15 protein-coding genes are annotated in these 15,112 nt (G+C 48.3%); 11 read left to right on the top strand and 4 right to left on the bottom strand.

Going from position 1 to position 15,112, the window contains the following annotated elements:
- Positions 1 to 208: 208 nt before the first annotated feature.
- The 4 genes from CX664_RS21630 to CX664_RS21615 form a co-directional block, all read right to left on the bottom strand.
- Positions 209 to 1,222 carry a DNA phosphorothioation-associated putative methyltransferase gene (locus CX664_RS21630; RefSeq protein WP_101748733.1) on the bottom strand — a complete coding sequence of 338 codons (1,014 nt, stop codon included), beginning with the start codon at positions 1,220 to 1,222 and terminating at the stop codon, positions 209 to 211.
- A gap of 9 nt (positions 1,223 to 1,231) precedes the next feature.
- Positions 1,232 to 1,804: a hypothetical protein gene (locus tag CX664_RS21625; RefSeq protein WP_101748732.1), complete on the bottom strand. Its 573-nt coding sequence runs from the start codon at positions 1,802 to 1,804 to the stop codon at positions 1,232 to 1,234.
- Between the two features lie 96 nt (positions 1,805 to 1,900).
- Positions 1,901 to 3,232, bottom strand: a complete 1,332-nt coding sequence (locus CX664_RS21620) for a relaxase/mobilization nuclease domain-containing protein (RefSeq protein WP_101748731.1) — start codon at positions 3,230 to 3,232, stop codon at positions 1,901 to 1,903.
- Complete coding sequence (locus CX664_RS21615; RefSeq protein ID WP_101748730.1) at positions 3,229 to 3,534, bottom strand: plasmid mobilization protein; 306 nt, start codon at positions 3,532 to 3,534, stop codon at positions 3,229 to 3,231. The genes CX664_RS21620 and CX664_RS21615 overlap by 4 nt, the downstream gene beginning before the upstream one ends.
- A gap of 409 nt (positions 3,535 to 3,943) precedes the next feature.
- Between CX664_RS21615 and CX664_RS21610 the strand changes: the two genes are divergently transcribed.
- From CX664_RS21610 to CX664_RS21560, 11 genes are all read left to right on the top strand, one after another.
- Positions 3,944 to 4,732: a hypothetical protein gene (locus CX664_RS21610; RefSeq protein ID WP_101748729.1), complete on the top strand. Its 789-nt coding sequence runs from the start codon at positions 3,944 to 3,946 to the stop codon at positions 4,730 to 4,732.
- A gap of 5 nt (positions 4,733 to 4,737) precedes the next feature.
- Entirely contained in the window at positions 4,738 to 5,832 is a 1,095-nt protein-coding gene (locus CX664_RS21605; RefSeq protein WP_101748728.1) for a hypothetical protein, read from the top strand.
- A 144-nt stretch (positions 5,833 to 5,976) separates the two neighbouring features.
- Entirely contained in the window at positions 5,977 to 6,519 is a 543-nt protein-coding gene (gene abiEi, locus CX664_RS21600) for a type IV toxin-antitoxin system AbiEi family antitoxin (RefSeq protein ID WP_101748727.1), read from the top strand.
- Complete coding sequence (locus CX664_RS21595) at positions 6,503 to 7,423, top strand: nucleotidyl transferase AbiEii/AbiGii toxin family protein (RefSeq protein WP_101748726.1); 921 nt, start codon at positions 6,503 to 6,505, stop codon at positions 7,421 to 7,423. The genes abiEi and CX664_RS21595 overlap by 17 nt, the downstream gene beginning before the upstream one ends.
- 38 nt (positions 7,424 to 7,461) lie before the next feature.
- Entirely contained in the window at positions 7,462 to 8,064 is a 603-nt protein-coding gene (locus tag CX664_RS21590; RefSeq protein ID WP_101748725.1) for a hypothetical protein, read from the top strand.
- Between the two features lie 82 nt (positions 8,065 to 8,146).
- The gene (locus CX664_RS21585) at positions 8,147 to 8,518 is read left to right on the top strand and encodes a calcium-binding protein (protein WP_101748724.1); all 372 of its coding nucleotides are present in this window, start codon (positions 8,147 to 8,149) and stop codon (positions 8,516 to 8,518) included.
- Positions 8,519 to 8,751: 233 nt separating this feature from the next.
- Positions 8,752 to 9,579, top strand: coding sequence for a type IV toxin-antitoxin system AbiEi family antitoxin domain-containing protein (locus CX664_RS21580; protein ID WP_101748723.1), 828 nt, complete (start codon positions 8,752 to 8,754; stop codon positions 9,577 to 9,579).
- 155 nt (positions 9,580 to 9,734) lie between these two features.
- Positions 9,735 to 10,055: a winged helix-turn-helix domain-containing protein gene (locus tag CX664_RS21575; protein ID WP_146000208.1), complete on the top strand. Its 321-nt coding sequence runs from the start codon at positions 9,735 to 9,737 to the stop codon at positions 10,053 to 10,055.
- A 33-nt stretch (positions 10,056 to 10,088) separates the two neighbouring features.
- Entirely contained in the window at positions 10,089 to 10,418 is a 330-nt protein-coding gene (locus CX664_RS21570; RefSeq protein WP_101748721.1) for a hypothetical protein, read from the top strand.
- 410 nt (positions 10,419 to 10,828) lie between these two features.
- Positions 10,829 to 11,314 carry a terminase small subunit gene (locus CX664_RS21565; RefSeq protein WP_219622253.1) on the top strand — a complete coding sequence of 162 codons (486 nt, stop codon included), beginning with the start codon at positions 10,829 to 10,831 and terminating at the stop codon, positions 11,312 to 11,314.
- 349 nt (positions 11,315 to 11,663) lie between these two features.
- Positions 11,664 to 15,077, top strand: a complete 3,414-nt coding sequence (locus tag CX664_RS21560) for a DEAD/DEAH box helicase family protein (RefSeq protein ID WP_101748720.1) — start codon at positions 11,664 to 11,666, stop codon at positions 15,075 to 15,077.
- The last annotated feature ends 35 nt before the right edge of the window (positions 15,078 to 15,112 follow it).

Below are 15,112 nucleotides of genomic sequence, written 5' to 3'. Positions count from 1 at the left end.
TATTGTATGAAAGTACCAGTCAATATCAGACTTTCACCCTTTCGATATTGAGCACAGTGGCTGCCGTAATATGTGGCGCATGACAGCAAGAATGGCCCGCAAGTTACTGGCTTACAACGTAGGTGTATTCCTAAATGTACAAGCTGGTAAGCCTGCTATTCAGTTTGAGAATTTAATAACTGCTTGAAAACGCGGTTTTCGGGCATGATTAGGGAGCGTCTGTTAAAAATGCCGTTTCGGCCGACCATGTAGTGTTATTTATTGATCTATGGGTCAAAAGTCGGTCTTCGCGTTCTTTAAAGGGCTTGAATTTGCGGATGTGCTGTTCGCTGGCAATCATGGCGGATACCACAAGTAATTTGCCCGTCAGGCACCAGGCTCCGAGTACTGCATCAGCCCTTTCTTCCAGGTCTTCGATTACATTAATGACATAGCCAAGGTTGACCAGGTCCCCTTCTGTTTTTTCGCCCTCGGGTCGCCAGTTTGGATCCCAGCCACTGGCGGTGATGCCATGGGCCTGTAATTCCGACAGGTCATCGCCATGGCCGCAGCCGTAGTCAAACAGGGTGTATTGCCCTTTCAGGTAGCCATTATTGGCCAGTGTTTTCATGGGGCTTGAAAGGCTGTCCCTGCTCAGTGCGGTTTTATGGCGGTCGACCTTGTGTTGTGTTTGTGGTTCGGTTAAGTCGATGGCTGCTCTTCGGAATAGACGACCATCCAGTAGTTCGTAGCCTTTGTCTTTGATCAGGGTTTCCCAGCTGTTACGGAACCCAATGATGCGTGTGTTTTCATACAGCCCTGCCGCTTCGCCTTCCCGGGTAATCTCACAAAAGTCAGCGTGGTTAGGGTCTGAGGGGAGGATCATGTGTTCTTTGCGATGGAGGATAGGTGGGTTGGTTGAGCTGGTAAAGTCAGTGGGTTTTATTTTCTCGCTGGCGAAGTCTAACCCATAACTGAAGTGCAGTGATGGATAGGCTTCGTCGTAGAAATCCGGATAGTAGAGCAGGGTGACTTTGAAGCAGTCTTTATGTAAGCGAACGATATTCCAGTGTTGTTCCGGTATGCCTGAGTTTGTGGCTTTCTGGTGAATCCATGAGAAAAAATCCGGTGCGGTTTCACTCAGCGCCGAACGGTGGAGATAGAGTGCTTTAGGCAGTTTTTTGCCAAGCTCTTTATGGCAAGAAAGTTGTGCAACCGTTTCATACCATTCTTGTTCATTCATGGCTTTTATTTATAGCTGAAATTGTTCAAGAAAACGTTCAGGGGAGAGGTTTCGGGGAATGTAGCCCTGTCCGTTGGTTTTGGGTGTCATTATGCTGATGGCTGTATTTTGAGAGCCTCTGTTATAGCTAACGTGAATGGGCTTGTTGTGTCCATAAAAATAGAGCCTGTCAAAGGGGAGCTGTTTCACTACCCAGATAGCTACCTCCAGTGATGAGGTGCACGGCACCCGAAAATCACAGGCGGCTCCTCCCCGGGAACAGATGATGTCTCCCTTCCTGTTTGTTTCAAAGCAGCTGTGCTGATCCAGGGTGGGGTAGATAGAGGGCAGCACGCCTTGTTCTTTGGCCAGTTTTTTTCTTGCGGTTGCCAATGTGGGGGAGCAAAAGCCGTAGGTGATTTCCAGGGCACCAAACTGCTCATAAATTGAATCGAGAATATGAGTCGCCAAATCGGCAAGGGCATGCCAGCTCTCGTCAGCCAACGGCAGGTTATCAATTGACGAGGATTGCCAGGTTTCACCGCACTCAATCAGTTGTCGGTAGGTGAAGTGCTTGCTGCAAGGTTGGTCCAGCCACGGCATGGTGAAACCTGTTGTTGGTTTTGATCAGAATAATCAAAATGCATTGAAGTTCCAAATTCTATCTGAATCGTTCTCTTTTAGAGGATAATGATCTAATTAGCTAGTCGGGGTGTCACTTGTACTTGGATAAACATTATCCGGTCTATGGTGCTTCAAATGGTTTTTTATGGCTCTTTGCTGGAATGACGCCAGCAGTTCGAGAATAGTTTCTATAGAGTCATTGAGCTGGTTGTTACGTTGCTGCTGTCTACTCATTTCAGAGTTTGCAGCTCTTACAATTGCCCTGATGTACTCTTTCAGGAACTCTGGGTATTCATCAGGGAATTCGGGGCTGATGATGAAAGCCTGATTTGAAGTTGAGGTTAAAGCCTTGACGTTGCTTCTGGGCGCAGCCTTGTTGCCTGAACCATGAATGCTGGAAAGCATCTGAGATGCACTTTTTTTGCCGCCTGAATCGTGCTGAATCCATTCTTTGATGCGCCTGTCGGATAGTTTTAGTAGAGTTGTATTAAAGGGGCTATTGTGTTCAAAACCTGCTCTTTTGGCCAATTGGTTCCAACTGTAGGCCTTTCCAAGTGCTGAAGCTTTGATGCCTTTTTTAGAAAAGATTCCGTAATGCAATCGGAGACCTGCCACACGCCCCGTGCTCTGTATATTTGCAGAGACACCAATTTTTTTAGATTGCAGGCCGGCTAAGAATCGTGCGAACTGCTGCTCTGGAGGAGAAGATTTACTATCACCAATTGCTTCATCCAGGAGCCTGCGCAGCCTTTGTTTGCAGGAAGGTTCCCCGGTTCTCTGCGTCATCCTATACTCTGATTTTTTTGGGTTCGTACCATCCGGCATTCGTGTGGAATCCCTATCAGCGCAGGCTAACCGTTTGTCTACCCGATAGAGGTCATACTTTATTTCAAGTTGCTCCATAGCTTGCTCCCACATTCTGAAGTCCTGATGCGGGTTATGGATTTTTCCAGTTTGGTCCACACTTCCGTAGAGCATGTGCACATGCAGGTGAGCCGTATCTCCGTGGACAACGAAGAGGGAAGGTCTTTGACCATGTGCCACTATCCCTAATGACTCTCTGGCTATTTTACAGGCAGTATGGGCATTAAGCTTTTGACTGTCTGATGGGTGAAAACTAATCACACGGTGCTCCCACTGTGATTGCTGAGCTTTCTTGCCTGGCCGGTTACGCTGGTTCCAGTCTACGACCTCGCGGATGAACGATTGTGCAGATGCTTTTGGAGAGTCGGTTATCAAGATTGGATTGGCAAGGTCTGTCTCTATGTGCAGTACTCGCTCACTACTCTCTGCCTTTTGCATTGTTTTGACGTCAGAATCTTGCTGTTTTGCATCTGGGTCCAACATATAGCGTGCAACGGAAATTCCTTTCGCGATACTTCCGGTCAGTTTGGCATCAGCGATCATCGTTTCTGACTATGGAACTCAACAAAGAGGCTGATCGCTTTAATCACCAGCTGGAGCTCATATGTATCTGGGACTATTCCGCTGCGTACGCTTGTTATAAGTGCGTTGACCATATTCCCGATTTGGGCCACTTCTTGCAGCTGCCGTCGTTCAATCTCTGATGGTGGCGGAGGTAAGGCTGTGTTCCGATGCAGAGAGAGGAGGTATTCTGATACATGCAAATTCAGTGATTTTGCTCTTGCCCGGATTGCAGATTTTTCCTGAGAAGTTACCCGGATTTGGATTGTTTTGGTTTTCTCCATGATGGTCGTCCTTTTTGATGTATAGGATACCGTGGCCCAGGGTGGGAAAACGTTAAGGGATGATTTTTTTGTCCGGATATGTTGGTGCTCTAAGGTAATTAGAAACTTTCAGAAAGGTGTTGATGTGCTTTTAAAGTGGTTAACGCTTAAATTTTATGGGTCGTTTGCTGTAATTGGCACTTGCGTTGATCTATCCGGCAAGTCCATTGCCGAATTCGGCATTTATTGTCCTGTGGCGGAGTGAAACGACGTCGCAACCACTCAGTGCGAGTGCACACTGAGTCAGTCTGCAAAGTAATGTCATTACTTTGCCCCTGCTTGCATCCCGCTGTGATCTGTCTGATAGTTCAAATCTGTCATATTCAGCCAGTAAGCCCTCCTGCGAGAGAACAGCCAAAAGATACCGCGAATGCTTGAAATATTAATTTCTGCGACCAATGCCTTTTGTAAATATATGAAGGTTAATCTGGATCGGTTACCCAGTCCGGATGGTAAGCGCATAGGCACTCAGTCTATTGCTTCTGGCGATAATGTCATTGCCTGGCAGGTGCATGCGATTAAGGGCTACCGGAATAGAGAAGGGTACACAGATGTTATTGCCGTAGAAGCCCGCAGTCGTTATGCCATTTTGTTTTCTAACCCGATGTTTTCAGATTTAGATGAGTTTGCTGAGCGGTTCACCAAACGCTGGGCCAGAGAGTGTATCCATATGGCCATAGAGAGTGGCGCTACCACAGAAGCGCAGGCTCAGACCATGTATGACCAGTTTCTGGATATGGAGAAGGGGATCCGGTTTGTCAGAAATACCGACCTCAGCGTCAACGGACATGTTGCGGATGCGGAGCAGTGGCTGAGCCAGTCCTATGATCATTATGGGGTGGATCAACTGGACGAGAGTGAAGAAATCGGGTTGGGTATGCACCGCATCAACTGTGTTCACAAAAAGGCCAGGGCGTTTCCCGGTGCAAAACGAATGGAGTCGTTTATTCCCATGTCGCGGATGGTGGATGACTGGCTGCTCCGGTTTGCCAGAGGTTGGTCTGAGTGGGCATATCCACAAACGCCGGATGGGGATTTTCCGAACCCATTCCCTGCAGCAGCAGCTAAAGTTATCGGTCAGGAAAGATCATTGGCTTTGCCAGATAATGTGGTCAGCCTTGATGAGGTACGTAAGCGTAAGAAAATGCAGAAGGCATAACAACCATGAGTGAATACCAGTATTACGAGTTGGTGGCCGTTGACCGGCAGTTGTCCAAAGAAGAGATGGGGTATCTTCGGGGGATTTCCAGCCGGGCACAGATATCGTCTACCCGGTTCTGTAACACCTATAACTACGGTGATTTAAAAGCCGACCCAAGGCAGTTACTGAGCAGGTTTTTCGATGCTTATGTTTATGTCTCCAATTTTGGCTGCAAAATTTTTGCGATTAAGGTGCCTCGTCATCTTATTGATGAATCGACACTGCTGCGTTACCTCCTGGGGGATATCTGCACTTACAAATCGTCTGGCGCGCACTGGATTATTGAATTTGTCTATGAAGATGAAGACGGCTACGACGATGAGTGGGATGAAGGCGATGGCTGGATGGGCAGCCTGCTGAACATTCGCAGTGAGCTGATGCACGGTGATTATCGTTCACTGTATCTGGCCTGGTTGTCTCAATTGGATGAGCTGGAACCGGATGCGCTGTCCCCCGCCATCCCTCCGGGCCTTGATGATCTTTCTGCCAGCCAGAGTGCGTTGTGTGATTTTTTGAAGCTGGATACTCAACGGGTTGTGGCTGCAGCTCAGGTTAAATCGGATTATGTCACTGTGCAGCCTGAAGTGTTAATTGATCAATATGTCATGCAACTCCCGGAAGCGACGGCCAGAGCCCAGCTAAAAGCGTTACTGTTAGATGAAACCGGTACTGCACGAAGAGAGCAGTTTGCCGCTCTGGTGGATAAGGCTCAGGAAATACCACGCAGCAGTTCAGTCACGGTTGGCCATCTGCTGGCTTCTGCCCGGGAGCTGCGGAAAAAGGCTGATGAAAAGGCCATGATGCAAAAGCAGCTGCAACAGCAGCAAAAGGCCGAAAGCGTTGCCGCCAATGAAGAGGCCTATTGGCGTCGGGTGGAAGAACTGTTTGAGCAAAGAGGCTCATCTACCGTGTATTCCGAGCTGTCAACAAAGCTTGGCGATCTTCAGCTGATGGCCAAAATGCTGAACAGACAAACAGCCTATGACCAGAAGCTGGCAGAGCTGAAACAACGCTATGCCAAGAAAACCAGCCACTGGCAGGGATTAAGGTACCGGTAACTGACCTTAATCAACTAGCCAATAAGTAGACATAAATACCACTATTTAATGTTGTTCGCGTTTATATGCTGTGTATTTTGCTATTATGTAGACAGATATACACCATTTAAGTGATTAAAGCGTCTACATAAAGGAGTGGTAACGATGGATCAGGCCACGGCAATCCACCGGCTATCGGCTTTTGATCGGATGGGATATTCGGTTTTTACCACCAGGGATTTGGGCAAAATCTTTATTGAAGACTCCCCGCGAGCCTTTCAGGCTGGACTGGTTCGGTTGGTGAAGAATGGTATTCTTCGTCGGATGATTAAAGGGATTTATACGTTCACCCTCTCAAGCAACAAAAATGCAGATATGCTGGAGCGCATTGCCATAGCCTTGCGAAGGGGGGAGTACAACTACATCAGTTTGGAATCAGCGCTATCGGAGTATGGCGTTATTTCCCAAATCCCTGTCGATCGGCTGACCATTATGACCACAGGCCGGAAGGGAGAGTATAAAACCCCTTTTGGGGTTCTTGAATTTACCCACACCCGCCGTTCAGTCGCCGATATTCTGGACAGTGTCGTTGATCGTGACAGACCGTTAAAAATTGCTACGCCTGAGGCGGCAATGCGTGATCTGCGGCGTGTGGGGAGGAATAGTCATCTGGTGAAGGAGGCACAGAGTTATGAAAATGACCACTGAGGATTTTTCACAGCTGGTTGAGAGGATTATGCAAAATAATCATCTCGCGCTAATGCGTCCAGTCGTTGAGAAAGAGCTGCTTCACTATGACATTCTGTTCTGTCTTGATCAGGAAGGCCTGTTGGATCAGTTGGTGTTTCAGGGCGGTACGTCGTTACGCCTGTGTCATGGCGGTAGCCGTTTCAGCGAGGATCTGGATTTTGTTGGAGGCGTGGATTTTTCATCAGCCTCTCTTGCCGATATAAAGATGTGTATTGAGGATTATGTCGGTACCAGGTACGGGTTGGAGGTATTGGTTAAAGAGCCGGCGATGCTCAGAAAAGAGCCTTGTTATGGGGAAATGAACATAGATAAATGGCAAATCTCGGTAATAACCTCTCCGAAGCGTAAAGATATTCCCCGACAAAAAATCAAGATTGAAGTCGCTAATGTGCCTGCATACACCAGAGAAACATTGCCGCTGCGAGTGAATTACCCGTTTCTCCCCGATGGCTATGGAGACACCCTGGTATTTACTGAAACCCTTGATGAAGTGCTGGCAGACAAGCTGATTGCTTTACCTGCGACACAAAAATACATTCGCTACCGCGATATATGGGACCTGCCCTGGCTTCTGCAGCAGGGCGCTGAAGTAAATGTTGAGCTGGTGAAGAACAAAGTGAATGATTACCGGCTTGATGACTTTGAACAGCGCCTGGATCAGCTTATTCCGAATATAACTGAAATGGTATCCGGTGGTGGGCTTAAAGCTGAAATGCGGCGATTTTTACCTTCTGATGTCTATGAGCGCACACTGGGGAAGGAGAAATTTGAAAGCTACTTGTCAGGGACGTTGCAAAAACTGTTTAGTCGATTGAGGGAAGAGCTTTATGGTGAGGGTGAGTCTCCTGAGTTCAGGATGTGATTATAGTGGAATGTTCTTTTCTGGAGTAATGATGACCAATGAATAACAGTAACCCCCCAGCAAAACCAGCCATGGATTATGCCCAATTGCTGGAAGCGTTAAACCAGGCCAGCACCTTTGATCTGTTCCGGCTGAATGCCATGATTGATCGCGAGCTGGAGTCGTCAGAGCGTATTGGCCGGATCAGGGCTGCTCTGACAATAGGACAGAAGCTGAGCTACTTTGACCGTAACAGCAATTCGCTGCGTGACTGCGAGGTGTTGCAGCTCAGGCAAAAACGGGCACTGGTTCTGGATTTTACCGATGGCAAACGCTGGACGGTGCCTTATTACATGCTCAATCTTGAAGGTGCCGATGCTCGCGTTAATCATGAAACTCAACAAGGCCTGAGTCGCCATGCCATTGCTGTAGGCGATCTGCTGGGTTTTAAAGATAAGCATGGGGAGGAACATTTTGGCCATGTCCTCCGTCTGAATACTAAATCGGTCACCCTGCAGGTGTCAGAAGGGCAGTGGCGGGTCGCTTATTCTCTGCTCTACCGGGTTCTGGATGGGCAGGGTGAACAGGAAGGAGAACTGTTGATTGACGATGAGAGGGCTGATCAGGGCAGTGAGACGGTTCAGGGCTCATTACTTGAGTGAATAACTTCTTGCCTGAAGCCTGACTGTTTTCAGTGGCTGGTGATTGATTGGATGGGATAAACATACTGTATAGGAATCAGTAATGAGTTCACCCGAAAATTCTGAAATAGAGGACCGGATTCACAACGATATTGTTGTGGATTGCTACGATGAGCTCGAACGCAGCACCGGCTGGCATTGTTACCTTGATGACAGGCTGGCTTTTCCCTTTGAAGCCGAGTGTTGGCAGGAGTTAAAGGTATCACCACTGAAAATAAATGAGCGGGTGATGGTTACCGAAATGGCGGATCAGGGCGATTGTGAGTCCACCATGCAGGTGCAGGTTAAGTGGCTGGATCGAACATTGGCAGTTCCGCTGGCACAACTCGAAGCATGCAGCGATGACCTGGACGAAGAAACTGTTGAGGCCATTGGTGACTGGCATTACTGGGTTGAGCAGGGATACCACTTTTAAGTACTTTTGGAGCCCAATCAAGCAGGCTCTGATTGTTAATAGTCATTATATTTCAGTACCAAAAGAAAGACTGTTCTATAAGATGATGGTTTTAAAATATTTATTTTTCCTGCTTTTATCGCCGATTAAATGGCTTAATATAAACCATTCTTTCCGATTTAGTTTATATTTGATAAATATTTCGGCTTTTTTTGCCGATGATTTTAATTATTTTAAACCGGTAAGGCACTGGCATGGTTCGTATATCAAGCTCAAGTGATAAAGAATACGGACTGAATAGCCGTAAAGAGCAGCTTAATGCTCTTTTACCCTATGGGCCGTTGGCTACGCGAAAGTGGTTGATAGAACAGGGTTTTAGCTCTCACTCTCTCGATAATGGCGTTAAGAGTGGCAAGTTACTGCAGCTGGCATCAGGCGTCTACTCCCAATTCACGACTAACCTCCGTTGGGAAGGCGTGGTTGCATCTATACAGCGGATGCAGGCAACGCCTTTAGCAACCGCGGTGCACGTAGGTGGTGTATCCGCTCTGGCTCTGTCCGGACTTGCTCAGTATATCTCTCCCGGAAACCGTAAGACTGTCCAGCTTTACTCCACCACTAAGTTGCCTTCCTGGGTATCTCGCGTAGAAACGACTGCGATGTTGACGGTAAATAGTTCCAGGCGGCTTTGGCCAGAATCGCTGATGCAGACCTCTGGCCTTCTGAGATCCCATGAGTTCGCCCCCAATCTGCCTCCGCTTTATTTTTCTTGTCCAGAAAAGGCCATATTGGAAGTGATTGCTGATCTTCCTGATAAGTTCAGTTTTGAACATGCAGACGAACTGATGCAGAGCCTGGTAAACCTGTCACCAGGAAAGCTGGATCAAGTGTTGCAAGCGTGTCTGAGTATAAAGGTAAAACGGTTATTTCTCTGGCTTGCAGAGCGCCACCAATATCCGTGGCTTGCCCGCCTGAACGTGAGCAGTTATGAACTTGGTTCCGGAAAGCGAGTTATTGCAGAGTGTGGGGCCCTGAATCGTAAATATTTAATAACAATACCTCGAAGTATGAGTTCCCAATAAACCAATACATCTATTAAATAAACCATATATTGGTTATTAAAATAGAAGTATTGATTTATACTTGAAGTATCATCTATACCTTACGAGCTTCATGAATGTTTGCCTTAAAGGGAGTGCTTCGCGCTGAAAGTCAGGAAAAGATACTGATATACCTGATGCTCAGGAACTCTGGCTACGGAAAGGGTATTGCCGAATTTTTTGGCCTTTCTCAAAATTCAGTACAAAAACAGCTGGTTAGAATGGAAGAGGATGGTGTCGTTGTCAGTCACCTGATTGGAAGGCTTAGAGAGTATCGCCTTAACCCCAGGTATGTCTTTCTGGCGACAATGAAAGAACTGGTGAAAGCCGCTATCCAATTATACCCGGAGGCAGTCATTCAGGAGCTGGTGATGAATCGAAATAAACCCAGGGCGATAGGAAAGCCGACAATAAGAGTCCGCTCAGGCAAAACAGGGGATGAGTCTGATCATGGTTGATTACCGATCTGTGTTGAGTTTCCACCTGCACCATTGGCAGTTGGAGATGAGCTCATCCAAAAAACAACCATCGTTAAACAAGGTGCCAGAAAAATTCCAATATTGCTGGCCGCAGATGTGGTAAAAGACCGGTTGGCTGCTTATTTTCATTGGAATGATAAACCTTCTTTGGTCCAGGCTCTGGCAGTTATGATCAAACACAGTATCAGGCCTGCTGAATTAAAAGTATTTTGCGAAAAAGAAGGGCTGACAGATGCGGCTCAGACCATCGAAAGATTGTATCAAATCGCAAAGGGGCAAAACGTTGAAAGCATGGAAGAGTTACAGTCGATAGTATTACTTGATTTTATGAATCAAATATAAACGACTGATTTCATATATCAGCATTGCAACCTACGCATAGCCTACAAATGGCATCAATTATGGTCGATATTAGTACTTTAGATCTATAATGATAAAGGTAGATAAATTAAAAATAATCAGTGGGTTACGGAGATTTTTTAAATGCATCAAACATTAAAAATGCACCAAAGTACCTCTCCGGAGGCAGAGGTCAGAGGTTCGAATCCTCTCGGGTGCGCCAGTAAAATCAATGTCTTATCTCCTATTTTCTCTTCGTTAAAAGCACTTAAATTTCTTTTTCCACTACATTTCCAGTAACAAGTGGAAACAGCAATTCTAGACTACTGTTCAGAGCCCTACCCTTTTTTATTCTTGCAACTCACGTCCGCTGACTTATAGCCGTTTAGTCTTTAGTTCAGGGATTGCATGGTATGATGATCTCAATGCCATCAAGGATGATTGCCATGAATGACAAACAGCGCCGCTTCGTTGATGAGTACCTGATTGACCAGAATGCGACCCGAGCTGCCATTGCCGCTGGCTATAGTCCCAAGACTGCCAGAGCTCAGGGTTGTCGGCTGTTAACAAATGCTGACATTGCCACCGAAATTCGGGTGAGTCAGGGTAAGCTCAGTCGTGAGCTGAATATCACTGCTCGGGACAAGCGTGCCAAGCTCTGGGAGATCGCGCGGTTCTGTGGTGAAGTGATCGAAACGCCAGAGGGTGATTTACGGATGCGAAACCCGAGAGCTGCCACGGCCGCCATTGCTGAACTGAATAAGATGGACGGTGACTATCAGCAAAAGGCTCAGGAAGAGAGCCGTATTAACTTTATCCAGATTTTCGATTCGGAAGATCGCCCTGAAGGTCATGTTGAACAGGTCCAGGACAGCAACTGGCTGAACAGTGAGTATTAAATGAAATAGGGGGGGAAGTACCCCGTATGCCGGACCTGACACCCACGCCTGCCAAGTCAGCAGTCGAGGGGTAATGCATGCACACTTTGCCATTGATAACTGGAGGGGGGGGATAAATCATCTACCCATACTTTGGCAACCTTTCTTATATCGCTATGGCTGAAAAAAATTTTGCGGAATCCCCCTGCCAATAACACAGGCCTGGTAGCTTGGTCACTGTCACCCTCTATTCAGTTAGCATATTTCGGTATGGAATATCGGGGCAGCCTGAGGATACAATATTTTTCTTTGTCGTCTATTTTCCTGCCTTTATCGCTTGGCAGGCACTCTGATTATAAGATGGTCAGCCATGCAGAAGTCATTGAACTTTGAAATGCTGCGCACCCATTGGCCGGAACTGGCCAACTTGGGCAGTAAGGCAGAAGAGTACGTCCACACTGATCCTGAGAGCTGTCTGGTCAAGCTCCGGAACTATCTTGAGTTGATTATCCGGTGGCTTTACCGTCAGGAGCGTTTGCCTGAAGGGTATCGTTCCAGTCTCTATGACCTGATGAAGGCGGATGCCTTTAAAAGTACGATTCCCGAGGCCATTCAGGTGAAGATGGATGCCATTCGTATTCATGGTAACCGGGCTGCTCATGGTGATGCGATCAAGGTGAATGATGCCCGGTGGCTGTTGAAAGAAGCCTTCATCATGGGTGCATGGATCTACCTGCGTTATGGCAATGGGCATGCAGACGACATTACTAAATTCCAGTTACCCAAGGCCTCGTCAGATCAGACGGATACCGCGCTGACCAAGAAAGAGCTGGAGCAGAAACAGGCCCAACTGGAAAAGGCAAAGGAAGAACTCGAAGTTGCCCAGCAACGGGAAATGGGTATTCTCCGTGAGTTGCAGCTTCAAAAAGAAAAAGCCGAAGAGTTCCAGCAAAGGATGGAGGCTCTGCGTCAGAAAAATGAGCAGGCAGCCAATATTCTGGAGCTGGATGAAGCCGAAACCCGTCGTCGCCTGATCGACTCTCGCCTGATCGCTGCCGGTTGGGATGTCGCTGAGGGTGTAAAGGATACAGCCCAGGTCACCCAGGAGCATCCGGTCAAAGAGCAACCCACCAACAGTGGCGATGGTTACGTGGACTATGTGCTTTGGGACGATACCGGTAAACCGTTAGCTGTCGTGGAAGCCAAGCGTACCCAGGTGGCGGCAGAAAAAGGTCGTACCCAGGCCAAGCTCTATGCCGACTGGCTGGAAAAGCAGTACGGTCAGCGCCCTGCGATCTTTTATACAAACGGCTACGATATTTACCTCTGGGATGACCACCCAGCCCGAAACTATCCACCGAGAAAACTCTTTGGTTTCTACAGCCCTGAAAGTCTGGCCTACCTGGTTCAACAACGTACGGGCTGTCGACCGTTAGCAGAAGTGCCGGTTGACACCCATATTGCCGGTCGTCTGTATCAGTTGGAGAGTATTGCCCGAGTCGGTGAACGCTTTACGGATAAACATCGCAAGGCCCTGATTGTCCAGGCTACCGGTACCGGTAAGACCCGTGTTGCCATTGCGTTGACCAAACGGCTGCTCGATGCCCGATGGGCCAAGCGGGTGCTTTTCCTCTGTGACCGAAAAGAGCTACGTAAGCAGGCACGGAATGCATTTAATGAATTCATCCGTGACCCTATCTATGTGGTAGGTCGAACGGATAAAAAGTACCAGGACACCTCCCGCATCTTCATCTCTACCTATCCCGGAATGATGAACATTATGGATCGGTACGATGTGGGCTATTTTGACCTGATCATTGCGGATGAATCCCATCGTTCCATCTATAACGTTTACGGGGACCTGTTTAAATACTTCGATGCCCTTCAGGTTGGCCTGACCGCAACGCCCGTGGATATGATCGGCCACACCACCTATGGCCTGTTTGGTTGCGAAGGCCGTATACCCACCTATGAATACTCACTGGAAGCGGCGATAAACGACAATCATCTGGTGCCCTTTGAGGTCATTACCCACACCACGCAATTCCTCCGTGAGGGTATTAAAAAAGACAACCTCAGCAATGAACAGATTGCCCAACTGGAAGCGCAGGGTATCGACCCGAACACCCTGGAATTTGATGCCAAGGTCATTGATAAGGCGATCTATAATCGGGACACCAATCGGGCCATTATGCGCAACCTGATGGAGCATGGTATCCGTGACCGGGATGAACAGCTTCCGGGCAAAAGTATTGTCTTTGCCCGCAACCATCAGCATGCGGTTCTGCTGCAAAGCGTTTTTGATGAGATGTACCCGCAGTTTGCCGGTAAGTTCTGTCAGGTCATCGATAACTATGATCCGAGGGCAGAACAACTGATTGAAGACTTTAAAGGCGGTGACCTCAGCACCAACAAAACGCTGACCATTGCCATTTCGGTGGATATGCTCGACACCGGTATTGATGTGCCGGAAGTGGTCAACCTGGTGTTTGCCAAGCCGGTGAAGTCCAAGGTGAAATTCTGGCAAATGATTGGCCGGGGGACTCGTCTTTGCAAAGACCTGTACGGGGCAGGGAAAGACAAGGACAAATTCCGTATCTTCGACCACTGGGCCAACTTCGAGTACTTCGAGCAGGAGCCGCCCCAGGTGCAGCCAACCACCGGCAAGCCACTGGCACAGAAACGTCTGGAAGCCTGGGTCGAACTGGCCAAAGCGGCACAGAAAAAGTTTGAACAGGGCAGTCTGGCCATCATTGCCAAACAGCTTCATGAGCAGGTGTCTGCACTGGATGAAAAATCCATTGCCGTTCAGGAAAAATGGCAGACTCGTGCCCGGCTGAGTGACCTGAAACGGTTAGAACAGTTTGCCCCCCAAACCCAGCAGCAACTGCTGGATGACATCGGTCCTCTGATGCAGTGGGTGGATGTCAGGGGGCAGGGGAATGCCATGCGTTTTGATCTGGATATGATTACCGCCCAGACTGCCTTGTACACCAACAAAAGCGGACTGGAAAAACAGTGGTCCATCGTTACCCAGAAACTGGATCAGCTACCCCCACATCTGGCTCAGGTCCAGCAGCAGGGTGACATCATTAACCAGCTCCGGGACCTGGACTGGTGGCACAACGCCAGCTTTGCCGAACTGGAACATGCCCGTACCCGCCTCAGGGGGATCATGTACCTGATGGAGGGCGACGTAACTCCGCCCCCTACACCCCCCGTGGAAACGGATATCCGTGAAGATCAGGGCAAGTACGAGGTCAAACGGCGGGAGACCAATATCAAGTCGGTGGACTTTAAACTCTACCGTCAGCAGGTTCAGGGCGCACTGGAACCCCTGTTCACCAGTAACCCCGTGTTGATGAAAATCCGTCGGGGGGAACCGGTACAGCCCAAAGAGCTGGATGAGCTGGCAAAACTGGTGCTGGTTCAGAATCCGAATGTGGATATCCGGGTACTGAAAGAGTTCTACCCCGAAGCCTCTGCTGGGCTGGATCAGATTCTGCGAACCCTGATTGGTATGGAGAGCCAGGCTGTAGCCGAAAAATTTGCCGGTTTTGCCGCTCAATACAATCTAAGCAGCCAGCAGATTCGCTTTCTGGATTTGCTGAAAAACCACATACGGGATTACGGCACCATCGAAATGGCGCAACTGTTTGATCAGCCCTTTACCCGCATCCATGGTGAAGGCATTACCGGCCTGTTCCCGGATATGGATCAGGTGATGGCCATTAAAGCCATTGTGGATGGGGTATCGGTTGATATTGGCAAGGCAACAACCTGAGCCCTGTATAGAGTAATGGCGATTGAGCCATTGCA

Origin of the sequence: Endozoicomonas acroporae, assembly GCF_002864045.1 — a bacterium.
Taxonomy (GTDB): Bacteria; Pseudomonadota; Gammaproteobacteria; order Pseudomonadales; family Endozoicomonadaceae; genus Endozoicomonas; species Endozoicomonas acroporae.
The sequence above is the reverse complement of the archived record's forward strand: the minus strand, read 5'-3'. Positions and strand labels throughout refer to the sequence as shown.